The organism is Olivibacter sp. 47 (assembly GCF_030372825.1).
Taxonomy (GTDB): Bacteria; Bacteroidota; Bacteroidia; order Sphingobacteriales; family Sphingobacteriaceae; genus Olivibacter; species Olivibacter oleidegradans.
This window is the reverse complement of sequence record NZ_JAUCNR010000001.1, coordinates 6,319,603-6,336,853: the sequence shown is the minus strand read 5'-3', so window position 1 is coordinate 6,336,853 and position 17,251 is coordinate 6,319,603. Positions and strand designations below refer to the sequence as shown.

General features: G+C 42.1%; 15 protein-coding genes. 11 read left to right on the top strand and 4 right to left on the bottom strand.

Annotated features, from left to right (window positions below):
- Window positions 1-438: a TPM domain-containing protein gene (locus QT327_RS27330; RefSeq protein ID WP_013664040.1), complete on the bottom strand. Its 438-nt coding sequence runs from the start codon at window positions 436-438 to the stop codon at window positions 1-3.
- 67 nt (window positions 439-505) lie between these two features.
- Window positions 506-1,087, bottom strand: a complete 582-nt coding sequence (locus tag QT327_RS27325) for a LemA family protein (RefSeq protein ID WP_013664039.1) — start codon at window positions 1,085-1,087, stop codon at window positions 506-508.
- Window positions 1,088-1,968: 881 nt separating this feature from the next.
- Here QT327_RS27325 and QT327_RS27320 point away from each other — a divergent pair.
- The 10 genes from QT327_RS27320 (at window position 1,969) to QT327_RS27275 (ending at window position 13,317) form a co-directional block, all read left to right on the top strand.
- Window positions 1,969-3,516, top strand: coding sequence for an NAD(P)/FAD-dependent oxidoreductase (locus QT327_RS27320; RefSeq protein ID WP_130858151.1), 1,548 nt, complete (start codon window positions 1,969-1,971; stop codon window positions 3,514-3,516).
- A 170-nt stretch (window positions 3,517-3,686) separates the two neighbouring features.
- Window positions 3,687-4,043: a CoA-binding protein gene (locus QT327_RS27315; RefSeq protein ID WP_013664037.1), complete on the top strand. Its 357-nt coding sequence runs from the start codon at window positions 3,687-3,689 to the stop codon at window positions 4,041-4,043.
- Window positions 4,044-4,071: 28 nt separating this feature from the next.
- On the top strand, window positions 4,072-5,106 hold the full coding sequence (locus tag QT327_RS27310) for a LacI family DNA-binding transcriptional regulator (RefSeq protein ID WP_130858142.1): 1,035 nt from the start codon (window positions 4,072-4,074) through the stop codon (window positions 5,104-5,106).
- Between the two features lie 96 nt (window positions 5,107-5,202).
- Window positions 5,203-6,396: a glycoside hydrolase family 88 protein gene (locus tag QT327_RS27305; protein ID WP_130858141.1), complete on the top strand. Its 1,194-nt coding sequence runs from the start codon at window positions 5,203-5,205 to the stop codon at window positions 6,394-6,396.
- Window positions 6,397-6,452: 56 nt separating this feature from the next.
- Entirely contained in the window at window positions 6,453-7,805 is a 1,353-nt protein-coding gene (locus tag QT327_RS27300) for an alpha-L-fucosidase (RefSeq protein ID WP_289554366.1), read from the top strand.
- 157 nt (window positions 7,806-7,962) lie between these two features.
- A complete protein-coding gene (kduI, locus tag QT327_RS27295) occupies window positions 7,963-8,805 on the top strand; it encodes a 5-dehydro-4-deoxy-D-glucuronate isomerase (protein ID WP_013664033.1) in 843 nt (280 codons plus the stop codon).
- Between the two features lie 24 nt (window positions 8,806-8,829).
- Window positions 8,830-9,972: a BT3233 family polysaccharide utilization protein gene (locus tag QT327_RS27290; protein WP_289554365.1), complete on the top strand. Its 1,143-nt coding sequence runs from the start codon at window positions 8,830-8,832 to the stop codon at window positions 9,970-9,972.
- Between the two features lie 10 nt (window positions 9,973-9,982).
- Complete coding sequence (locus QT327_RS27285; protein WP_198140348.1) at window positions 9,983-10,747, top strand: SDR family oxidoreductase; 765 nt, start codon at window positions 9,983-9,985, stop codon at window positions 10,745-10,747.
- A gap of 288 nt (window positions 10,748-11,035) precedes the next feature.
- Entirely contained in the window at window positions 11,036-12,292 is a 1,257-nt protein-coding gene (locus QT327_RS27280; RefSeq protein ID WP_289554364.1) for a glycoside hydrolase family 88 protein, read from the top strand.
- Window positions 12,293-12,453: 161 nt separating this feature from the next.
- On the top strand, window positions 12,454-13,317 hold the full coding sequence (locus tag QT327_RS27275) for an ROK family protein (RefSeq protein WP_013664029.1): 864 nt from the start codon (window positions 12,454-12,456) through the stop codon (window positions 13,315-13,317).
- On the opposite strand, the gene QT327_RS27270 is transcribed toward QT327_RS27275, so the two are convergent.
- Window positions 13,309-14,007 carry a YjjG family noncanonical pyrimidine nucleotidase gene (locus QT327_RS27270; RefSeq protein WP_130858136.1) on the bottom strand — a complete coding sequence of 233 codons (699 nt, stop codon included), beginning with the start codon at window positions 14,005-14,007 and terminating at the stop codon, window positions 13,309-13,311. The genes QT327_RS27275 and QT327_RS27270 overlap by 9 nt on opposite strands.
- A gap of 188 nt (window positions 14,008-14,195) precedes the next feature.
- On the bottom strand, window positions 14,196-14,840 hold the full coding sequence (gene upp / locus QT327_RS27265; protein ID WP_013664027.1) for a uracil phosphoribosyltransferase: 645 nt from the start codon (window positions 14,838-14,840) through the stop codon (window positions 14,196-14,198).
- A gap of 325 nt (window positions 14,841-15,165) precedes the next feature.
- Here upp and uvrB point away from each other — a divergent pair, with 325 nt between their 5' ends.
- Window positions 15,166-17,193: an excinuclease ABC subunit UvrB gene (gene uvrB, locus QT327_RS27260; RefSeq protein ID WP_289554363.1), complete on the top strand. Its 2,028-nt coding sequence runs from the start codon at window positions 15,166-15,168 to the stop codon at window positions 17,191-17,193.
- Window positions 17,194-17,251: the final 58 nt, after the last annotated feature.

The following is a 17,251-nucleotide window of genomic DNA, read 5'->3' as shown; positions in this document are numbered from 1 at the left end:
TTATTTTGGACGATTCATAAACACAATATCATTAGGCAGTTCGTTTACATCGTCATGTTCACGTGGAAATAGAACTTTAAGTTTGCTTCCGGCAGATTCAATGCCCGCTATTATACCTTCTACTAAATTGCCAGTCTTGAAATAGGCCAGCATTTTATCCTTTGTAGTGTCCCAAAAGTCAGGTTCAACTTTATTGTTGATACCGGCATCGCCTATAATGGCAAATTTATGATCGTCAACAGAAAGGTAAATGAGTACACCATTGCGCAGGTTGGTTTTGTGCATACCAAGTTGGTTAAAACACGCTGCTGCACGAGAAAGTACTTCCTGATCGCATCTTTTCTCCACACAAATGCGGATTTCTCCGGAGGTATTTGCCTCCGCTAAACCAATCGCATGTGCAATGTGTTCTTGTTCTTCACTATTGAAAATATTCATCTCTTTCCGAAGGTTAAAGTGTGAAAGGCTTGCCCTCAGGCGAGCCTTCCGTGTGGTACATTATCGTTTAAAATTTCACTTCAGGCGCTTTGTCCGCACCGGCTTGAGAGGTGAAATAGCCCTTTGCTTTGAAGCCAAAGATACCAGCCATCAAATTATTCGGGAAAGAGCGGATTGTCGAGTTGTATTGTTGTGTCGCTTCATTAAAGCCACGACGCGCAACGGCAATCCTGTTTTCTGTTCCTTCTAGTTGAGCCTGTAAACCCTGAAAACTTTCAGTGGCTTTTAGCTCAGGATAGTTTTCCGCTACAGCCATTAAACGACTTAATGATCCTGTAAGAGCGCCCTGGGCGTCTTCGAATTTTTTTATGGCTTCCGGTGTTAGGTTCGATGGATCGATATTAATGGATGTCGCTTTCGCACGCGCTTCCACTACACTTGTTAATGTTTGCTGTTCGAAATTGGCAGCACCTTTTACGGTATTCACCAAATTCGGAATCAGGTCGGCGCGACGTTGATAGGCATTCTCCACCTCAGCCCATTTGGATTGAACATTCTCATCCAATTTAACCATACTATTGTAGCCACATGAGCTCAGCGATAAGGTGGCAATCAAGCCAACTAAACCAAAAATAAATCTTTTAATCATTGTCTTTTCTTTTAATGTTGATCATTTTTACCTGCTTAACAAACTTATGTAAAATGCTTGTTATTCACGAATACAAATACAAATTAGCCGTCTACAAGTAACCTCCGTTGATATTATCTCCGGAACTTATTCTGCTATAGCAAATGTTCTGCCATTTATTATAAACAACTGGTTTTGTCAGTCCGGCTTTCTCAGGTTAATACGTATTATTTTCATGATGGAATGATTTTAAAAGAACGTTTATTTTAACTTCTTTCTTTCTTTTCATTAAGTTTTCGTTTTTTTAAGGCATTCAAGCTTTACTTAACGGGAAGGTTTCTTGACCTTTTTTATTTAACTTTTGGTTTGATCCAAAAGTTACAAAAGATCAAGGCGTGTGTAGGCTACCTTGCACCTGATGGCAAAGCATCAACGGCGCATATTGGAGCCGTTTCACTTCCTCAATCCGCTTGGATACTGCACAATGAACAGAGGTGCAAATGCTTTGCTGCCCGTTGCGTCGGTATCCTCCAAGGCCGCTTCTCCCGCGCACAAGGCTATAGTACTGGGCTAAAGCTAATAAGTCGGGTTAAAAGTAGAAGCCTTCCGTTCTGCTAAAATATCACCTAGGAAGTTTGCGGCTTGCAAGTTGATGCACTACCGTTGTAGCAAACTTCCAAGCGATGAGATTCTGTTTCTTTTTTGCGGAAACCACGAAGTAGCATGAGTGCTTTTTAAAACAAACAATAACGAATAAAAAGAAAAACAAAAACGTTCTTTTAATTTAAACAACAACCTCTTTACATTAAAAGTCAAATCTCGGAGGATTTATCTTGAGATAAATGACTGACAACAAAATTTTTTACCTTTGTATATCCTGGATAACAACCGGGCAATATAGTATGCAAAAAGAAATCGAATTAGCGGTGAATCCCGAAAATATTTCGGACGATCACTTCATCCTCCGACAGGCGGCCGCACAACTTAAGGTAACACCGAAACGTATCCAATCGCTTCAAATCAGAAAAAGATCAATTGATGCCCGCGGACGAAAAGTAGTTTACCGATTACGCCTTGTTGTCTATATCGATGAAGCAGTAACCTTAACCGTTCCGAAAATTAATTATCACGACGTTTCAAAAAGCCAACCCGTTATTATTATAGGTGCTGGACCGGCAGGGTTATTTGCAGCCCTGCAATGTTTGGAGCTAGGTTTCAAACCAGTTGTCTTGGAACGGGGCAAAGCCGTGAAAGACAGGCGTCGTGATTTAGCGGCGATTAACAAAGCAGGTTTAGTTAACGTGGAATCGAACTACTGTTTTGGTGAAGGGGGGGCGGGTACTTATTCCGATGGAAAGTTGTATACACGTTCTAATAAAAGGGGTGATGTGCAAAAGGTTCTGCAAATCCTCGTCGATCACGGTGCTACGCCGGACATCCTTGTGGACGCTCGACCGCATATCGGAACGAACAAACTACCACATATTATAGAAGCTATTCGCGAAAAGATCATTTTATTTGGAGGAGAAATACGTTTCGACTCCAAGGTAGTCGATATGGTCGTTAAGAATAAGAAATTACAAGGCGTTGTTTTACACAATGGGGAAGAGGTAGTTGGTAATCATGTCATTTTAGCTACAGGGCATTCGGCGAGAGATATTTTCTATCTTTTTGAACGGAAGAAATGGTTGGTTGAGGCAAAACCATTTGCTCTGGGCGTGCGCATTGAACATCCCCAGGAAATTGTCGATCAAGCCCAATATCATTGTTCGATACGGAGTGAGCACCTGCCACCGGCCTACTACAGCCTGGTTGAGCAAATTGACAATCGAGGCGTGTTTTCCTTCTGCATGTGTCCTGGCGGCATCATTGCACCTTGTGCTACCGGTGAGCGCGAGATTGTAGTGAACGGATGGTCGCCATCTAAACGAAATAATCCCTACGCGAATTCAGGAACAGTTGTTCAGGTGAACTTGGAAGACGTTGCAGGGGCGCACACAAATCCTTTTGCTTTACTCGCATTTCAGCAACAAGTCGAGCGAAAAGCATATGACCTGGGTGGTGGACAACTGGTGGCGCCCGCACAACGAATGATAGACTTTGTAGAAGGAAAATTGTCAGCCGATTTACCTATAAATTCTTATAAGCCTGGATTGAAATCCGTTCAATTAGAAGAGTTGCTTCCGAACTTTATATATAAGGCACTAAAAGGCGCCTTGCCACTTTTTGGAAAAAAAATGCAAGGCTATTATACAAATGAGGCCGTGTTGGTTGGTGTCGAATCCAGAACTTCTTCTCCGATACGCATTCCTAGAGATAAAGATACTTTACAACACCCCGAGATCGAAGGTTTATACCCCTGTGGCGAAGGAGCAGGTTATGCGGGCGGAATTGTTTCGGCGGCTATCGATGGCATGAATTGTGTTAGTAGAATAGGAGATAGGGAATAAGGTGTGAAGTGAAAGGTGTGGGGTGTAGCGTTAAAGGAGTGAGGCCCATGGCGTGCGGCCTAATGCTTGCTTATAGCAAGGTGGTAAAGCCTAAAGCAATACCAATAACGAACAACCAATAACCAATAACTAATAACCAACGACGAATAACAAATAAATAGACAAAGAATATGAAAACCCTTATATTAGGAGCTACCACTAACCCGGCGCGATATGCTTATTTAGCCGCGAATCGCTTGGTGGCAGCTGGCCATGAAATTGTTAATGTGGGAATCAAAAAGGGCGCAGTAGCAGGAGTAGATATTGTCCCGCCCGGAGAGCCTTTACACGATATTCATACCGTCACCCTTTATATTGGGCCGAAACTGCAAGGACAATATTATGATTATCTTATGAAAACTAAGCCTAAACGTATTATATTTAACCCAGGTACAGAAAACGATGAGCTTGCTGCATTGGCGAAAACCAATGGAATTGAACCTGTTTATGCCTGCACGCTCGTTTTATTAAGTACTGGCCAATATTAACTAAATGTAGACTCCATGTTTGGGTTTTATGAGAGAACATAAACCGGATAAGTCCGAAATTAGCATTGTTGATATAGCAGAGGCCTTGAACGTTTCGGCTGCAACCGTTTCGAGAGCATTAAATGATAATCCTCGAATAAGTGAAGCAACACGGAAACGGGTGAAGGATAAGGCAGAGGAATTAGGCTACCGGCACAATAGCATGGCCTCGTCGTTAAGAAATAAGCGCTCTAATATCATTGGAATGATTGTGCCCAGAATCTCCATGTACTTCCATGCGATTTTTATTACCGCTTTACAGAATAGGTTGCAGGAAGAGGGATATAGCTTAATGGTTTGCCAGTCGAATGATTCCGAATCGATCGAACAGAAGCTGGCCGCAACCTTATACTCTTCACGAGTAGACGCCTTGGTCGTTTCGTTAGCGTTGTACACAGAGGATTATAAGCACTTCGATGGTTTCACTAAACAGGGCATCCCCTTAATTTTTTACGATCGGGTTCCAACAAAAACCTATGCAGCGCATATTATCAAAGGCGACGATTATCGTGGTGGTTTGTTGGCCGGCAATCATCTGATAGAAACCGGCTGTTCAAAAATTGCTTATATCTCGGGGCCATTGTCATGTAGTATCTATAAGGAACGAACGGAAGGTTTTCAACATGCTTTAGACAAAGCGAAAATAAAACTTGAAAGGAAATGGTGTTTCTATCAAGAACTTACGGCGGAAAATGCGTGGAATAGCCTAAGGCAGATATTTGTCGGTAAGGAGCGACCTGACGGCATTTTTGCATCAAACGACACAACCGCTTTAGCGGCTGTCGAGTTTGCTCGGGAACAAGGGATAAAAATTCCTGATGAACTGAAGATTGTCGGTTATTCAAACGATCCGAGAGCGTCTATTATTTCGCCACCGATAACAACAATCGACCAGCATCCTGTTGAAATGGCAAATCGGGTTGCCCAAAAATTGCTGAACTTGTTAAAGGATAAATCCCTAAGGGCTATAAATGATACGCGAGAAATCGTTCCCGTAACATTGGTGAGGCGAATGACAACGTGAAATTTATGCAAACGATTGTGTAATGTAATCGATTGCAATTACTACTTATTTCTACTATTTTGGCCGTCATAATCCAAACACTTAACCAATATAACGATGGCCAAAATAATCAAGCCGGTTTTTATACTTATAAGCATCATGCTATCAGGTATACAGTCTTTCGCGCAAACTAAAAGCATGAAAGAACTGATTCAAGCAAACTTTGATTTTGCAAGAGCGCAATATAAAGTGCTTGCCAATAATATACCATCTGAAAAGTTGCCTCAAAATTGGGATCCGAAAACAGGCAAAATCGACGCGCGCGACATTCAATGGTGGTGCAGCGGCTTTTATCCGGGATCATTATGGTTGATTTATGAGCAAACAAAAGATGAAACTATCCATCAAGAGGCTTTGCGAACACTAAAATTGATTGAACCGAATAAAACTTTTACCGGCAACCATGATCTGGGGTTCATGATGTTTTGTAGCTTCGGAAATGCCTATCGTATCACGCGTGACAATGCCTATAAGGATATTCTGTTTCAATCGGCTGCCTCTTTAGCAACGCGTTATAGACCCGAAATTCAAGCGATTCAATCATGGAATAAAAATAAGTTCTGGGACTGTCCCGTGATCATTGATAACATGATGAACCTCGAAATGCTGAACTGGGTGAGCGATCATGGAGGCGATAAGCGATATAAAGAAATCGCGATCACACATGCGAACACAACGCTTAAGAATCATTTCCGTCCCGATTTCAGTTCCTTTCATGTAATTGATTATAACCCAAACAATGGAACGGTACGCAGAAAAGCTACCTGGCAAGGTGCTGCTAATAGTTCTGCTTGGGCAAGGGGGCAAGGCTGGGCGCTTTATGGGTATACACTCATGTACAGAGATACGAAAAATGAAGCCTATTTGAAACAAGCAGAAGGCATTGCCGCCTTTATCTTGAATCATCCCAATCTTCCGGAAGACAAAATCCCCTACTGGGACTTCGATGCGCCTTTCATGCCTTATGCTGAACGAGATGCCTCTGCCGGTGCACTTATAGCTTCCGCATTGTTGGAACTCGGGCAATATGTAGAGGGGGATAAAAAACGCTTGTATTTGAAAAGTGCAGAGCAGATGTTGCGTTCTTTAGCAAGTGATACTTACCGATCTAAATTTGGCGAAAATGGTGGTTTTCTTCTGCAGCATAGCACGGGCGCCTTTCCGTTAAATTCTGAGATCGATAGACCAATTATTTATGCAGATTATTATTTTTTGGAAGCGCTTAAACGTTATAAAGATTGGTATTTATAGAGCATGCCAAATTCAGGTGAGTTATTAGGAGATGGTGTAAGTTAAAATTAATAAGAATGAAACGATTTTTCAGTATGATACTCGTCTTGCTTGGCCTTTATTACTCGGTGATTGCGCAAGAGGTATCGAGAAAAGAAGTCGAGAAAATTAGCTGGTTTAAAGAAGCAAGGTTCGGTATGTTTGTCCATTGGGGGCTTTACAGCATATTGGGTGGTACCTACAATGGAAGAACAATGCCGGATACAGCACTTGCAAACGGAAAAAGCTGGTATGCCGAATGGATACAGCAACGTTTAGAGATTCCCAATAACGAATACCAAGCCTTAGTCGAAAAATTTAACCCAAGTCGTTTCAATGCAGATGAATGGATTAAGGAAGCGAAGAACGCAGGGATGAAGTATTTTGTGATAACTGCCAAGCACCATGATGGGTTTGCATTATGGGACTCAAATGTCTCAAATTACGATATAGCGGCTACACCGCTCAGGGGCCGGGATATTTTAGGAGAGCTTGTAGATGCCTGTAAAAAATACGGTTTGAAATATGGCTTTTACTATTCGCATTGGCAGGATTGGGAACATCCCAATGGCGCTATTCCTTACTGGAAACCCGCAAGAAAAAGCCGTGATTTCGAAAAATATTGGAAAGAGAAGAGCCTGCCGCAAGTTCAGGAATTAATCGAACGCTATGACCCTGATTTATTGTGGTTTGATACTTGGGACGAGGAGGCGAAGGAATTGATTACACCTGCCCGAAGAGATGAGCTGATTCATTTAGTTCGAAAATTAAGCAGTAAATGTTTGATCAATGGACGTATAGCGATGCATGACCCCGGAAACGAGATTGATTTTTTGGAGATGATGGATAATGCCTATCCCAAACAATTGCTCGATAAACCGTGGCAAACGCCTGCAACCATGAATCATACCTGGGCATGGCATAGTAAGGATTTTAACTGGAAATCATCCGGACAAATGTTACGTTACTTGGTAAGTAATGCAAGTAAGGGAGGAAATTATTTACTTAATATTGGCCCTAAACCGGACGGTACGCTTCCGCTTCCGGCCATTAGACGGTTACGGGAAATGGGGGCATGGATGCTTACTCACGGTGAAGCAGTATATGCCACGCAACCGCTTCGTGACGTACCAACAAACAAGGGAGTCGTTCTTACTCAAAAGAGAATAGAAGGTGGCCAAATTATCTATGCGCATATACTGGATGAACTTCCTGATAACACCTTAAAGCTTGCTATAGCTAAAGATAAGGTTCAGAACTGTCAATTGGTAGAAACGGGAGAGATGAGAAATGTAAAGAGTGACGGAAACAAGGGAGTTACGATTTCATTACCTGAAAAAGATCCATATGATAATGCCATACGTGTGTTAAAACTGTACGTGAAAGAATAAAACATCAAACGGATTACTCCAATCAACTAGACTACTGCATATATGCTAAGCTACATGACCATATTAACCAATGTAAACGTTTGCGCCTTTCCTGACTTTCTTGTATATTAGCCCACTAAAACGCCAATTAGTTAGTAAAAAAATAAAAACTGAAATAATGAGCACTACGTATGAAACCCGTTATGCTTCGAGTCCAACCGAAACGAAAGGCATGGACACGGAGGCCTTGAGAAGTAATTTCTTAATTGAAAGATTATTTGAAGAAAACAAAATCACGTTGGTATATACCCATTACGACCGATATATTGCTGGCGGTGTCATGCCTATTGCACAGGAGGTAGTTTTAGAAACCATCGATCCATTGAAAGCACCTTACTTTTTGGAACGGAGAGAACTTGGATTAATTAATATAGGTGGTGCCGGTATTGTTAAAGTAGATGGTGAATCATTTGATATTGGCTTCAAGGAGGCATTGTATATTGGAAAAGGAAAGAAGGAGGTGATTTTTGCTAGTAAAGACCAAAATAACCCAGCTAAATTCTACATAAACTCGGCTCCGGCACATCATGCCTATCCTACCAAGAAAGTGACGAAGGCGGATGCCGAAATAGTCGAATTGGGAAGTTTGGAAACAGCGAACCATCGAGTTATAAATAAATTATTGGTGTCAAGTGTGGTGGAGACATGTCAACTTCAAATGGGAATGACCGAGCTTAAAACCGGTAGTGTTTGGAATACAATGCCTGCACATACGCACGATAGACGTATGGAAGTGTATTGTTATTTCGAGGTCCCACAAGGTCAGGCGGTTTGCCATTTTATGGGACAACCGCAAGAAACCAGACATATATGGATGCAGAATGAACAGGCCGTCATATCACCACCTTGGTCGGTACATGCCGGAGCAGCTACATCTAATTACACCTTTATATGGGGAATGGCGGGCGAAAATATGGATTATGGAGATATGGATGGATGTGCCATTACAGAACTTAGGTAGTACATGCAGGTTATCCAATTAAAGATGGACAAGAAAAATAAATGGCTGGCGTTTGTTATAATGATGGTCGGCCTACTTTCCTGTAATAATAAAGATAAAGTAGGAAAACAGCTGGTAATAGCTAACACTTTAGCAGTTGATCGTGAGGAATTGGCCAGCATCCCTTACCGGGAATTTTTAAGGGTATACAATACCCATTCTGCACCTAAATGCTTCAAACTGGTTGATGATAAAGGTAAGGAATATGCTTATCAGTTGGAGAAAAAGGGCAGCGATAGTATTGTAAATGTGTTGATCTGGATAGCGATCCCTGCAAACAGTGAAGTCAGACTCCATGCCGTGTCGGGGGAGCCCACCGCGATCACGGCAAAGACATTTGCCCGCTACGTACCGGAACGATATGATGATTTTGCGTGGGAAAATGACAGAATTGCTTTCCGGATGTATGGTAAAGCCTTAGAAGGAAGGCCGGATGATGCACAGGGGCTTGATATTTGGGCGAAGCGAACGGAAAAATTAGTTGTCGATGAGTGGTATAAAACCGGCGACTACCATAAAGATCATGGCGATGGATTGGATTATTATTCCGTTGGTATGACCTTAGGTGCCGGTGATATAGCTCCCTATGCAGCCGATAAAATAATTTATTCAAAGCATTACCGTAAGCATGAAGTGCTGGACAACGGCCCGTTGCGCACTACCTTTCGGCTAAGTTATGAACCTTGGCAAGTGAACGATCGTGTCGTGTCTCTTACTAAAACAATTACCTTAGATGCTGGTTCACAATTGAATAGAGTGGAGCTACTTTATCATTTCGAGGGACGTGGGAAGCTTCCGCTAGTGGCAGGTATAGTGCTTCGTCAGGAAGAAGGGGGGAAGATTATAAAAAACCTGAGCAAAGGTATCGCAGCCTATTGGGAACCTCCTCATGGCGAAGATGGAACCTTGGGCATAGCGGTGCTCGGGCAAACGGATCTACCTGAAATCACCGAAAATGAAGGTCAATTGCTGGCACATTTTAGTGCGATTGCCGACCAACCTTTGGTTTATTACAACGGCGGCGCTTGGGATAAGGCAGGAAAGATTCACAATGCGAATGAATGGGAACAATATTTAACATCCTATAAAGAAAAAGTAAATAATCCGTTAAGCATTTCAATAAAATAAAAATATGTCTATACTCAATAAATTTGATCTTAAAGGGAAACTTGCCTTGGTTTCAGGCTGCAAAAGGGGGATCGGTAAGGCAATGGCTATAGCATTGGCGGAAGCCGGTGCAGACATTATCGGTGTATCGGCGACCCTTGAATTATCCGACAGTACGGTCGCAAAAGAGGTGACAGCCCTGGGTCGTAAATTTTATGCCTATCAGTGTGATTTTTCAAATCGGAATGCCATTTATCAATTCATAGCGAAGGTTAAAGCTGATCACGAAAGTATTGACATCCTTGTGAACAATGCAGGTAATATCCTTAGAAAACCGGCCGCAGAGCATCCCGATGAATACTGGGACGAAATTATAGCCATTAATCAAACTGCCCAGTTTATTATTACACGTGAATTCGGAAAGGATATGGTCCAAAGAGGAAGCGGGAAAATTATATTTACAGCCTCGCTTCTGACTTTTCAGGGAGGAATTAACGTGCCCGGTTACGCAGCGTCAAAAGGTGCTGTCGGACAATTGACCAAAGCTTTTGCTAATGAATGGGCCGGTAGTGGCGTCAATGTCAACGCGATAGCACCCGGTTATATCGCAACGGATAATACATCAGCACTTCGGGCTGATGAAGAAAGAAGCCAATCTATTCTGGCGCGGATCCCCGCAGGAAGGTGGGGTGACCCCGATGATTTTAAGGGACCGACTGTATTTCTGGCCTCTAAAGCGGCCGACTATGTTCATGGTACGATTTTGACGGTAGATGGTGGTTGGATGGGGCGGTAAAAGAATTTTTTTATACATCTCCGCTTGATTATTGGCAAGGTGCTTCGGTTTATCTATTCCCTTGCAACACCTGGTAAGAGGTCCATCAGTGAATCTATCTGCTCTTTTCTTTCAAAGATAAAAGAGCAAATATTTGATAAGAAATTGATTAATAAAATCTTTTTTTATGATTGCAACGAAGATTAATCAACCATACAACAAAAAGCATAAGACGACGTTATAATAAAAGTGTAACCCATCATAGGGTTGCACTTTTTTATATCCGGGATTTCGGTACAGAGTTCAAGCATGATAAGAAAATTAATCAAAAGAAACCTTTTACAACTACTGCTATTTCTTCTTGCGATCGGCGGCTGCTCTACCGGCAAGCAAGTCGCGACAAAGGGGAATAAATCACTCACGGAAACAATTGAACAACGCTTCAAACATGCAAGTACACAGTACAAGCTACTCATGGAAGAGTTGCAGGAAGATAAATTGCCAAAAACTTACGTTAAGGCAAATAATTTCCTCGAAACGAGCGGTTCAGATTGGTGGACAAGTGGTTTTTATCCCGGAACATTGTGGGCCCTTTTTGAAGAAACTAATGATAGTGTCTTACTCAAAGAAGCGCGGCGAACGTTAAAGCTCTTAGCTAAACAGCAGACAAATGATAAATTGGCTGACCTCGGGGCCATCATGTACAATAGTTTCGGTACAGCGATGAAAATAGATCCACAGGTATCTTATCAAAAAACACTTGTAGCCAGTGCCAAAACGCTGATGAAAAGATATAACGCTAAAGTGAAAGCCATTCGTTCTTGGGATACCAGACAAAATGATAAAGAATTTGTTGTTGTCATCGATCATCTCATGAATCTGGAACTGCTGTTCTGGGCTACGCATGCTACCGGTGATTCCGCTTATTATAAAGTTGCATGCAACGAGGCCGAGACGATTTGGAAAAATCATATACGGCCCGATTACAGCACCTGTCAGATTGTGACTTTTGACACCAAAACCGGGAAGGTTAAACATAAACGCAATGCGCAGGGCTACAACGACGAGTCTTGCTGGGCAAGGGGGCAGGCTTGGGCATTATATGGTTTTACCGTACTCTATAGGGAAACAAGCAATCCAACCTATTTGAACTATGCCGAACATATTGCAGAGTACATCCTGAATGAGCCAAACTTACCAAAAGATAAAGTGCCATATTGGGATTTTAATGCCCCGGATATTCCTAATACTTATAGAGATGCCTCTGCCGCAGCAATTATGTCGGCCGCTTTTTTGGAGTTAAGTGGCTATAGTACCAACAACGGTAAAACATACTTCAAAGCCGGTGAAGCAATGCTCGAAACCTTGGCATCTCCCGAATATACTGCGCTTTTGGGAGCTAATGGCGGTTTTATCTTAATGCATGGCGCAGGCTATATTCCCGTTATGGCTGAAGTGGATGTGCCATTGCCTTATGCTGATTATTATTATATACAGGCACTGAAGCGTTATAAAATGTTGACAATGAATAGTTCAAATCTCAACGCAAGCTTTAGATATCCCTAATTCGTAAGCGATGATACTCGTCTGTTAGTCAAATCAACTATAATTGCTGTCGAAATGACATTTTCTTAAAAAAAATATATAATATTTTGCAGCTTTATTTTTTTGCTAAAACGCTTTAATTATATTTGCCTCACGTTCCATTAAAAATTATAAACACGTTAATGAGTAATAAAATTGTAGTAGGTTGTGACATCGGAGGATCACATATCTCAACAGCATTGGTCAACCTGGAAAGCAAATCACTAGTCAATGATAGCTTCGAACGGCGCTCAGTAAATTCACACGATACAGTTTCCGAAATTATTAGTGCTTGGACTGATTGTATTAAAGCCTCATTGCAAAAAGGTGGTTTTGAGAAGCTTGCAGTGGGGATTGCCATTCCCGGTCCCTTTGATTATGATCAGGGCGTTAGCTTAATGAGGGGACAGAATAAGTATGAAGCCCTATACCAAGTCAATGTGCGAAATTTATTGGCCAACCAATTAGGGATCGATCCTTTGCAAATAAAGTTTATAAATGATGCTGCTAGTTTTCTACAGGGTGAGATGTTTGCCGGTGCCGGAGCTGCCTTCAAAAAAGCTGTAGGCTTAACATTAGGTACGGGGCTGGGGAGTGCTTTGTTTTTGAATGGACATGCAGAGGATGGTGATCTTTGGTGTGCTCCTTTTCGAGAAGGGATTGCGGAGGACTACCTCGCCGGGCGATGGCTAAAGGATACGTATTGCCAGCGGAGTGGGCAGCATATAGAAAGTGTGAAGGCTTTGTGCGAGCTCGTTCCCACCGATGATGTTGCTAGGGGCGTTTTTCGTGAGTTCGGCGAAACATTAGGCGTGTTCATTGCCGACTATCTACTCATTAAATCGCCGGAAGGTTTAGTCTTAGGCGGCAATATTAGCAAGGCACATGGCCTTTTTTTGGAACATACCCACAAATTATTGAGTAATAGAGGTTTTACTTTTCCAATCGAAATAGCAGCCCTCGGAGAGATGGCGGCGATTTACGGCGCAGCCGATATGCTAAAATAATAGCTTCAGTTCGGTTAAGGCGCTGATACTACGTTTAACATCAATGGGTTCTTCAAGCCCGTTCGGATTAAAGTAAATGGCATCTAGCCCGAAGGCCTGTGCCCCTCGGATATCGGCCTCAATGCTGTCGCCTATCATAACACTCTCTTCCTTTGATGCCTTGGCGGCAGTTAAGGAGTAATGGTATATGTCGGGATGTGGTTTATGTACGCCCACGTCTTCAGAGATGATTATTTGCGAAAAGTACTTTTTGATGTCTGTTTTTATAACCTTTATTTCTGCAGCATCTTTAAAGCCATTTGAAATTAAATGTAAAACGTATTTCTCTTTTAAGTAGCTCAGTGTTTCATGCACTCCCGGAAATAAGTTCGTTTTATGCGGACATAAACGAAGATAGTCAGTCTCAAAGGAGCTCGGAAAAAGTGTAGGCGATAAACCCAATTCTTGAAAAGTGTCCGCAAATCTCGCCCTTCGTAATTCTGTTTTATCAATCTTTCCATTATGGTATAGAGCCCACACCCTTTGATTATTACGGGTATAAGTTTCTATAAATAGATCTGCTGATGAAATCCCGAGGTCAACAAACTTATAAGAAATAAAAAGTTCGTTTAGTGTTTCCTCTGCATTTTTGTCGAAATCCCATAAAGTATGGTCCAAATCAAAAAAAAGATGCCTCTTACCTGTGTACATACTACAAAGATAGCTATACTAGTCATAAGTTGTTATAACCATTATCACATTGGCTAATTATTTCAGCTTTTAGCCATCAGCAGTCAGCTATCAGCTTTCGGTCACGCTGCTTCTCATAATCATGTCGGCTAATCATCACATTGGCTAATCAACTACTTAACTACTTAACGATTCAACTACTTAACTATTTACCTTTTCTCCCCATAAGCTAAATCACCGGCATCCCCAAGCCCGGGGACAATGTAAGCCTTGCTGGTCATTTCGCTATCTACTACACCAATCCAAAGATGGGCTTTGGGCAAATAGGCCTTAATATGCTCAACGCCCTCTTCACTCGCAATTGCGGCAACAATATGCAATTCTTTGATGTCATAAGTTGCTAGCAGCTCTTGACAGCTTAATACCATGCTGCTACCCGTAGCAATCATTGGATCGATCACAATAACTGTCCGACCTTTCAAATCAGGAGAGGTTAAATACTTACGCTCGATTTCGAAGGCACCGCTTTTTTTTGTTTTTCTGTATGCGCCAATAAATCCACAATCTGCACGATCGAAAAAATTTAAAAGGCCTTCATGCAAAGGAAGCCCGGCACGGACAATCGTAATCAGTACAGGTTGCGCTACCAATAAGGACGTTTCAGCGGTACCTAGCGGCGTTTCTACCTCGGCTGCCCTGAACGCTAATTTTTTGCTTATTTCATAAGCAAAGATTTCGCCCAAACGCTCCATGTTGCGACGAAAGCGCATTCGGTCCTGTTGGATAGTGAGATCACGCATTTCAGCAATGAAATGATTCGCAATGCTGTTTTCTTTACTTAGAATAAAGGCCATGTGTTCAGACAATTTGGTGTTGGTTTGTACGCACTTAGTAATTAACAATCAAACAGCTTTTTCGTATCTTTGTTTACCATAACGATAACAGAATTCGTTAGCGGTCCAAATAAGTATCATTTACGCCTTTAATAACGTAAATTGAATAAGCAACGGAACATTAATAAAAAGCATTGGAGCATTACAGACGCAAAAAGTTTTGTATAAGCGTAATCTCCACGGCCATTAAATAAATCACTCAATGAAGCCGAGATATAAATAATATTGACACACAAGGTAATTATTAGTGACTCGAGCTCTCATTGGCAATTAAAGAAAATAATAGATGAAATTTACAATATCCTCTGAATACGTTCCTACAGGTGATCAGCCCGAGGCCATTCGACAATTGGTTGAAGGAGTAGAAGCCGGGGAACATTATCAAACACTATTAGGCGTCACCGGTTCGGGTAAAACTTTTACCATTGCCAATGTGATTGCGCAAACACAACGGCCAACCCTTATATTAAGCCATAATAAAACTTTGGCAGCGCAGCTTTATGACGAAATGAAGCAGTTCTTTCCCGAAAATGCGGTAAACTATTTCGTTTCTTACTACGATTATTATCAGCCAGAAGCCTATATTGCTCACTCCAATACCTATATAGAAAAAGATTTACAGATTAACGATGAGATTGAAAAATTACGTTTACGCACAACATCAGCCTTGATGTCAGGACGAAGAGACATCGTTGTCGTTTCGTCAATCTCTTGTATCTACGGTATGGGAAACCCTGAAGATTTTTCACGTTCCGTATTTCGCTTCGGCGTTGGTACCACCATCAGCCGAAATGCCTTTTTACATCGTTTGGTGGAGATTCTATACGCAAGAACAACCGCTGATTTTAAACGGGGAACTTTTAGAGTGAAGGGTGATACAGTGGATGTTTTTCCGGCTTATATGGATGACGCCTATCGAATTACTTTCTTCGGAGATGAAATTGAAGAACTGAGCGTCATTGATCCTGTATCGGGAAAAACGTTAGATAAGATGGAGACGTTAGCGCTATTTCCTGCTAACCTTTTTGTGACGCCTAAAGAAAAATTTACACAATCCCTATGGGCTATACAAGATGAACTAGTACAACGAAAGGAACAACTCGTGAAGGATGGGCGGATGCTCGAAGCAAAACGTTTGGAAGAGCGTGTAAATTATGATTTGGAGATGATGCGCGAGTTAGGTTATTGTAGCGGTATCGAAAATTATTCACGCTTTTTTGATGGCAGACAACCTGGTATGCGCCCCTTCTGCCTGTTAGATTACTTTCCCGACGATTATTTAATGGTAATTGATGAAAGTCATGTGACGGTCCCCCAAATACGGGCTATGTACGGTGGCGACCGCTCTCGAAAGATATCACTTGTAGAATACGGTTTTCGCTTACCGGCGGCGCTCGATAACCGACCGCTGAATTTTCAGGAATTCGAATCAATGGCGCCGCAAACCATTTATGTGAGCGCTACGCCCGGTGATTATGAACTGCAAAAAACGGAAGGGGTAGTGGTAGAGCAAGTGATTAGGCCGACAGGTTTGTTGGATCCAACCATTGAAATTCGACCGGTAGTTAATCAGGTTGATGATTTACTCGATGAGGTAGATAAGGTAACCAAAGAAGGAGGAAGGGTTTTGGTAACTACACTCACAAAAAGAATGTCGGAGGAGCTTACAAAATATATGAGCCGATTAGGAATAAAAGTACGTTATATTCACTCCGAAATAAAAACGTTGGAACGGGTGGAGATCCTTCGTGGACTTCGTTTGGGTGAATTTGACGTGTTAGTGGGAATAAACTTGCTGCGTGAAGGACTGGATTTGCCCGAAGTAACTTTAGTGGCAATTTTAGACGCCGATAAAGAAGGTTTCTTACGTTCACAAACATCGCTAATACAAACGATTGGCCGAGCGGCGAGAAACGACCGGGGGCGTGTCATTATGTATGCCGATAGTATTACTGATAGTATGCGGGCAACGATCGATGAAACCAATAGAAGAAGAGAGAAGCAAATTAAATATAATGAGGAGCATGGTATTGTGCCTCGTACGGTCGGCAAGTCAAGAGAAGCCATTATGGAACAGACATCGGTTGCCGATTTTAAAGGAGGAGCGGCGAAGGCCTATGTCGATCCGGATCCTGCCAGCAGTGTAGCGGCTGACCCGGTGGTGCAATATATGAGTAAAGCACAACTGCAGAAGGCAATCGATACTGCAAAAAGAGACATGGAACGGGCAGCGAAGGATATGGATTTTTTACAGGCAGCCAAACTTCGCGATGAAATGTTTGCCCTTGAAAAAACAATGAAGGAGAAGTTTTAGCGAGGTGTAAGGCATTAGGTGTTAGGTATAAGGTAAGGGCATGAGGTGCAGGGCAGTA

Bases quoted from the DNA above. Each gene is read 5' to 3' on its own strand.
- QT327_RS27330 (WP_013664040.1), bottom strand. From the start codon at position 438: ATGAATATTTTCAATAGTGAAGAACAAGAACACATTGCACATGCGATT.
- QT327_RS27275 (WP_013664029.1), top strand. From the start codon at position 12,454: ATGAGTAATAAAATTGTAGTAGGTTGTGACATCGGAGGATCACATATC.
- QT327_RS27280 (WP_289554364.1), top strand. From the start codon at position 11,036: ATGATAAGAAAATTAATCAAAAGAAACCTTTTACAACTACTGCTATTT.
- QT327_RS27325 (WP_013664039.1), bottom strand. From the start codon at position 1,087: ATGATTAAAAGATTTATTTTTGGTTTAGTTGGCTTGATTGCCACCTTA.
- QT327_RS27320 (WP_130858151.1), top strand. From the start codon at position 1,969: ATGCAAAAAGAAATCGAATTAGCGGTGAATCCCGAAAATATTTCGGAC.
- QT327_RS27310 (WP_130858142.1), top strand. From the start codon at position 4,072: ATGAGAGAACATAAACCGGATAAGTCCGAAATTAGCATTGTTGATATA.
- upp (WP_013664027.1), bottom strand. From the start codon at position 14,840: ATGGCCTTTATTCTAAGTAAAGAAAACAGCATTGCGAATCATTTCATT.
- uvrB (WP_289554363.1), top strand. From the start codon at position 15,166: ATGAAATTTACAATATCCTCTGAATACGTTCCTACAGGTGATCAGCCC.
- kduI (WP_013664033.1), top strand. From the start codon at position 7,963: ATGAGCACTACGTATGAAACCCGTTATGCTTCGAGTCCAACCGAAACG.
- QT327_RS27305 (WP_130858141.1), top strand. From the start codon at position 5,203: ATGGCCAAAATAATCAAGCCGGTTTTTATACTTATAAGCATCATGCTA.
- QT327_RS27300 (WP_289554366.1), top strand. From the start codon at position 6,453: ATGAAACGATTTTTCAGTATGATACTCGTCTTGCTTGGCCTTTATTAC.
- QT327_RS27270 (WP_130858136.1), bottom strand. From the start codon at position 14,007: ATGTACACAGGTAAGAGGCATCTTTTTTTTGATTTGGACCATACTTTA.
- QT327_RS27315 (WP_013664037.1), top strand. From the start codon at position 3,687: ATGAAAACCCTTATATTAGGAGCTACCACTAACCCGGCGCGATATGCT.
- QT327_RS27290 (WP_289554365.1), top strand. From the start codon at position 8,830: ATGGACAAGAAAAATAAATGGCTGGCGTTTGTTATAATGATGGTCGGC.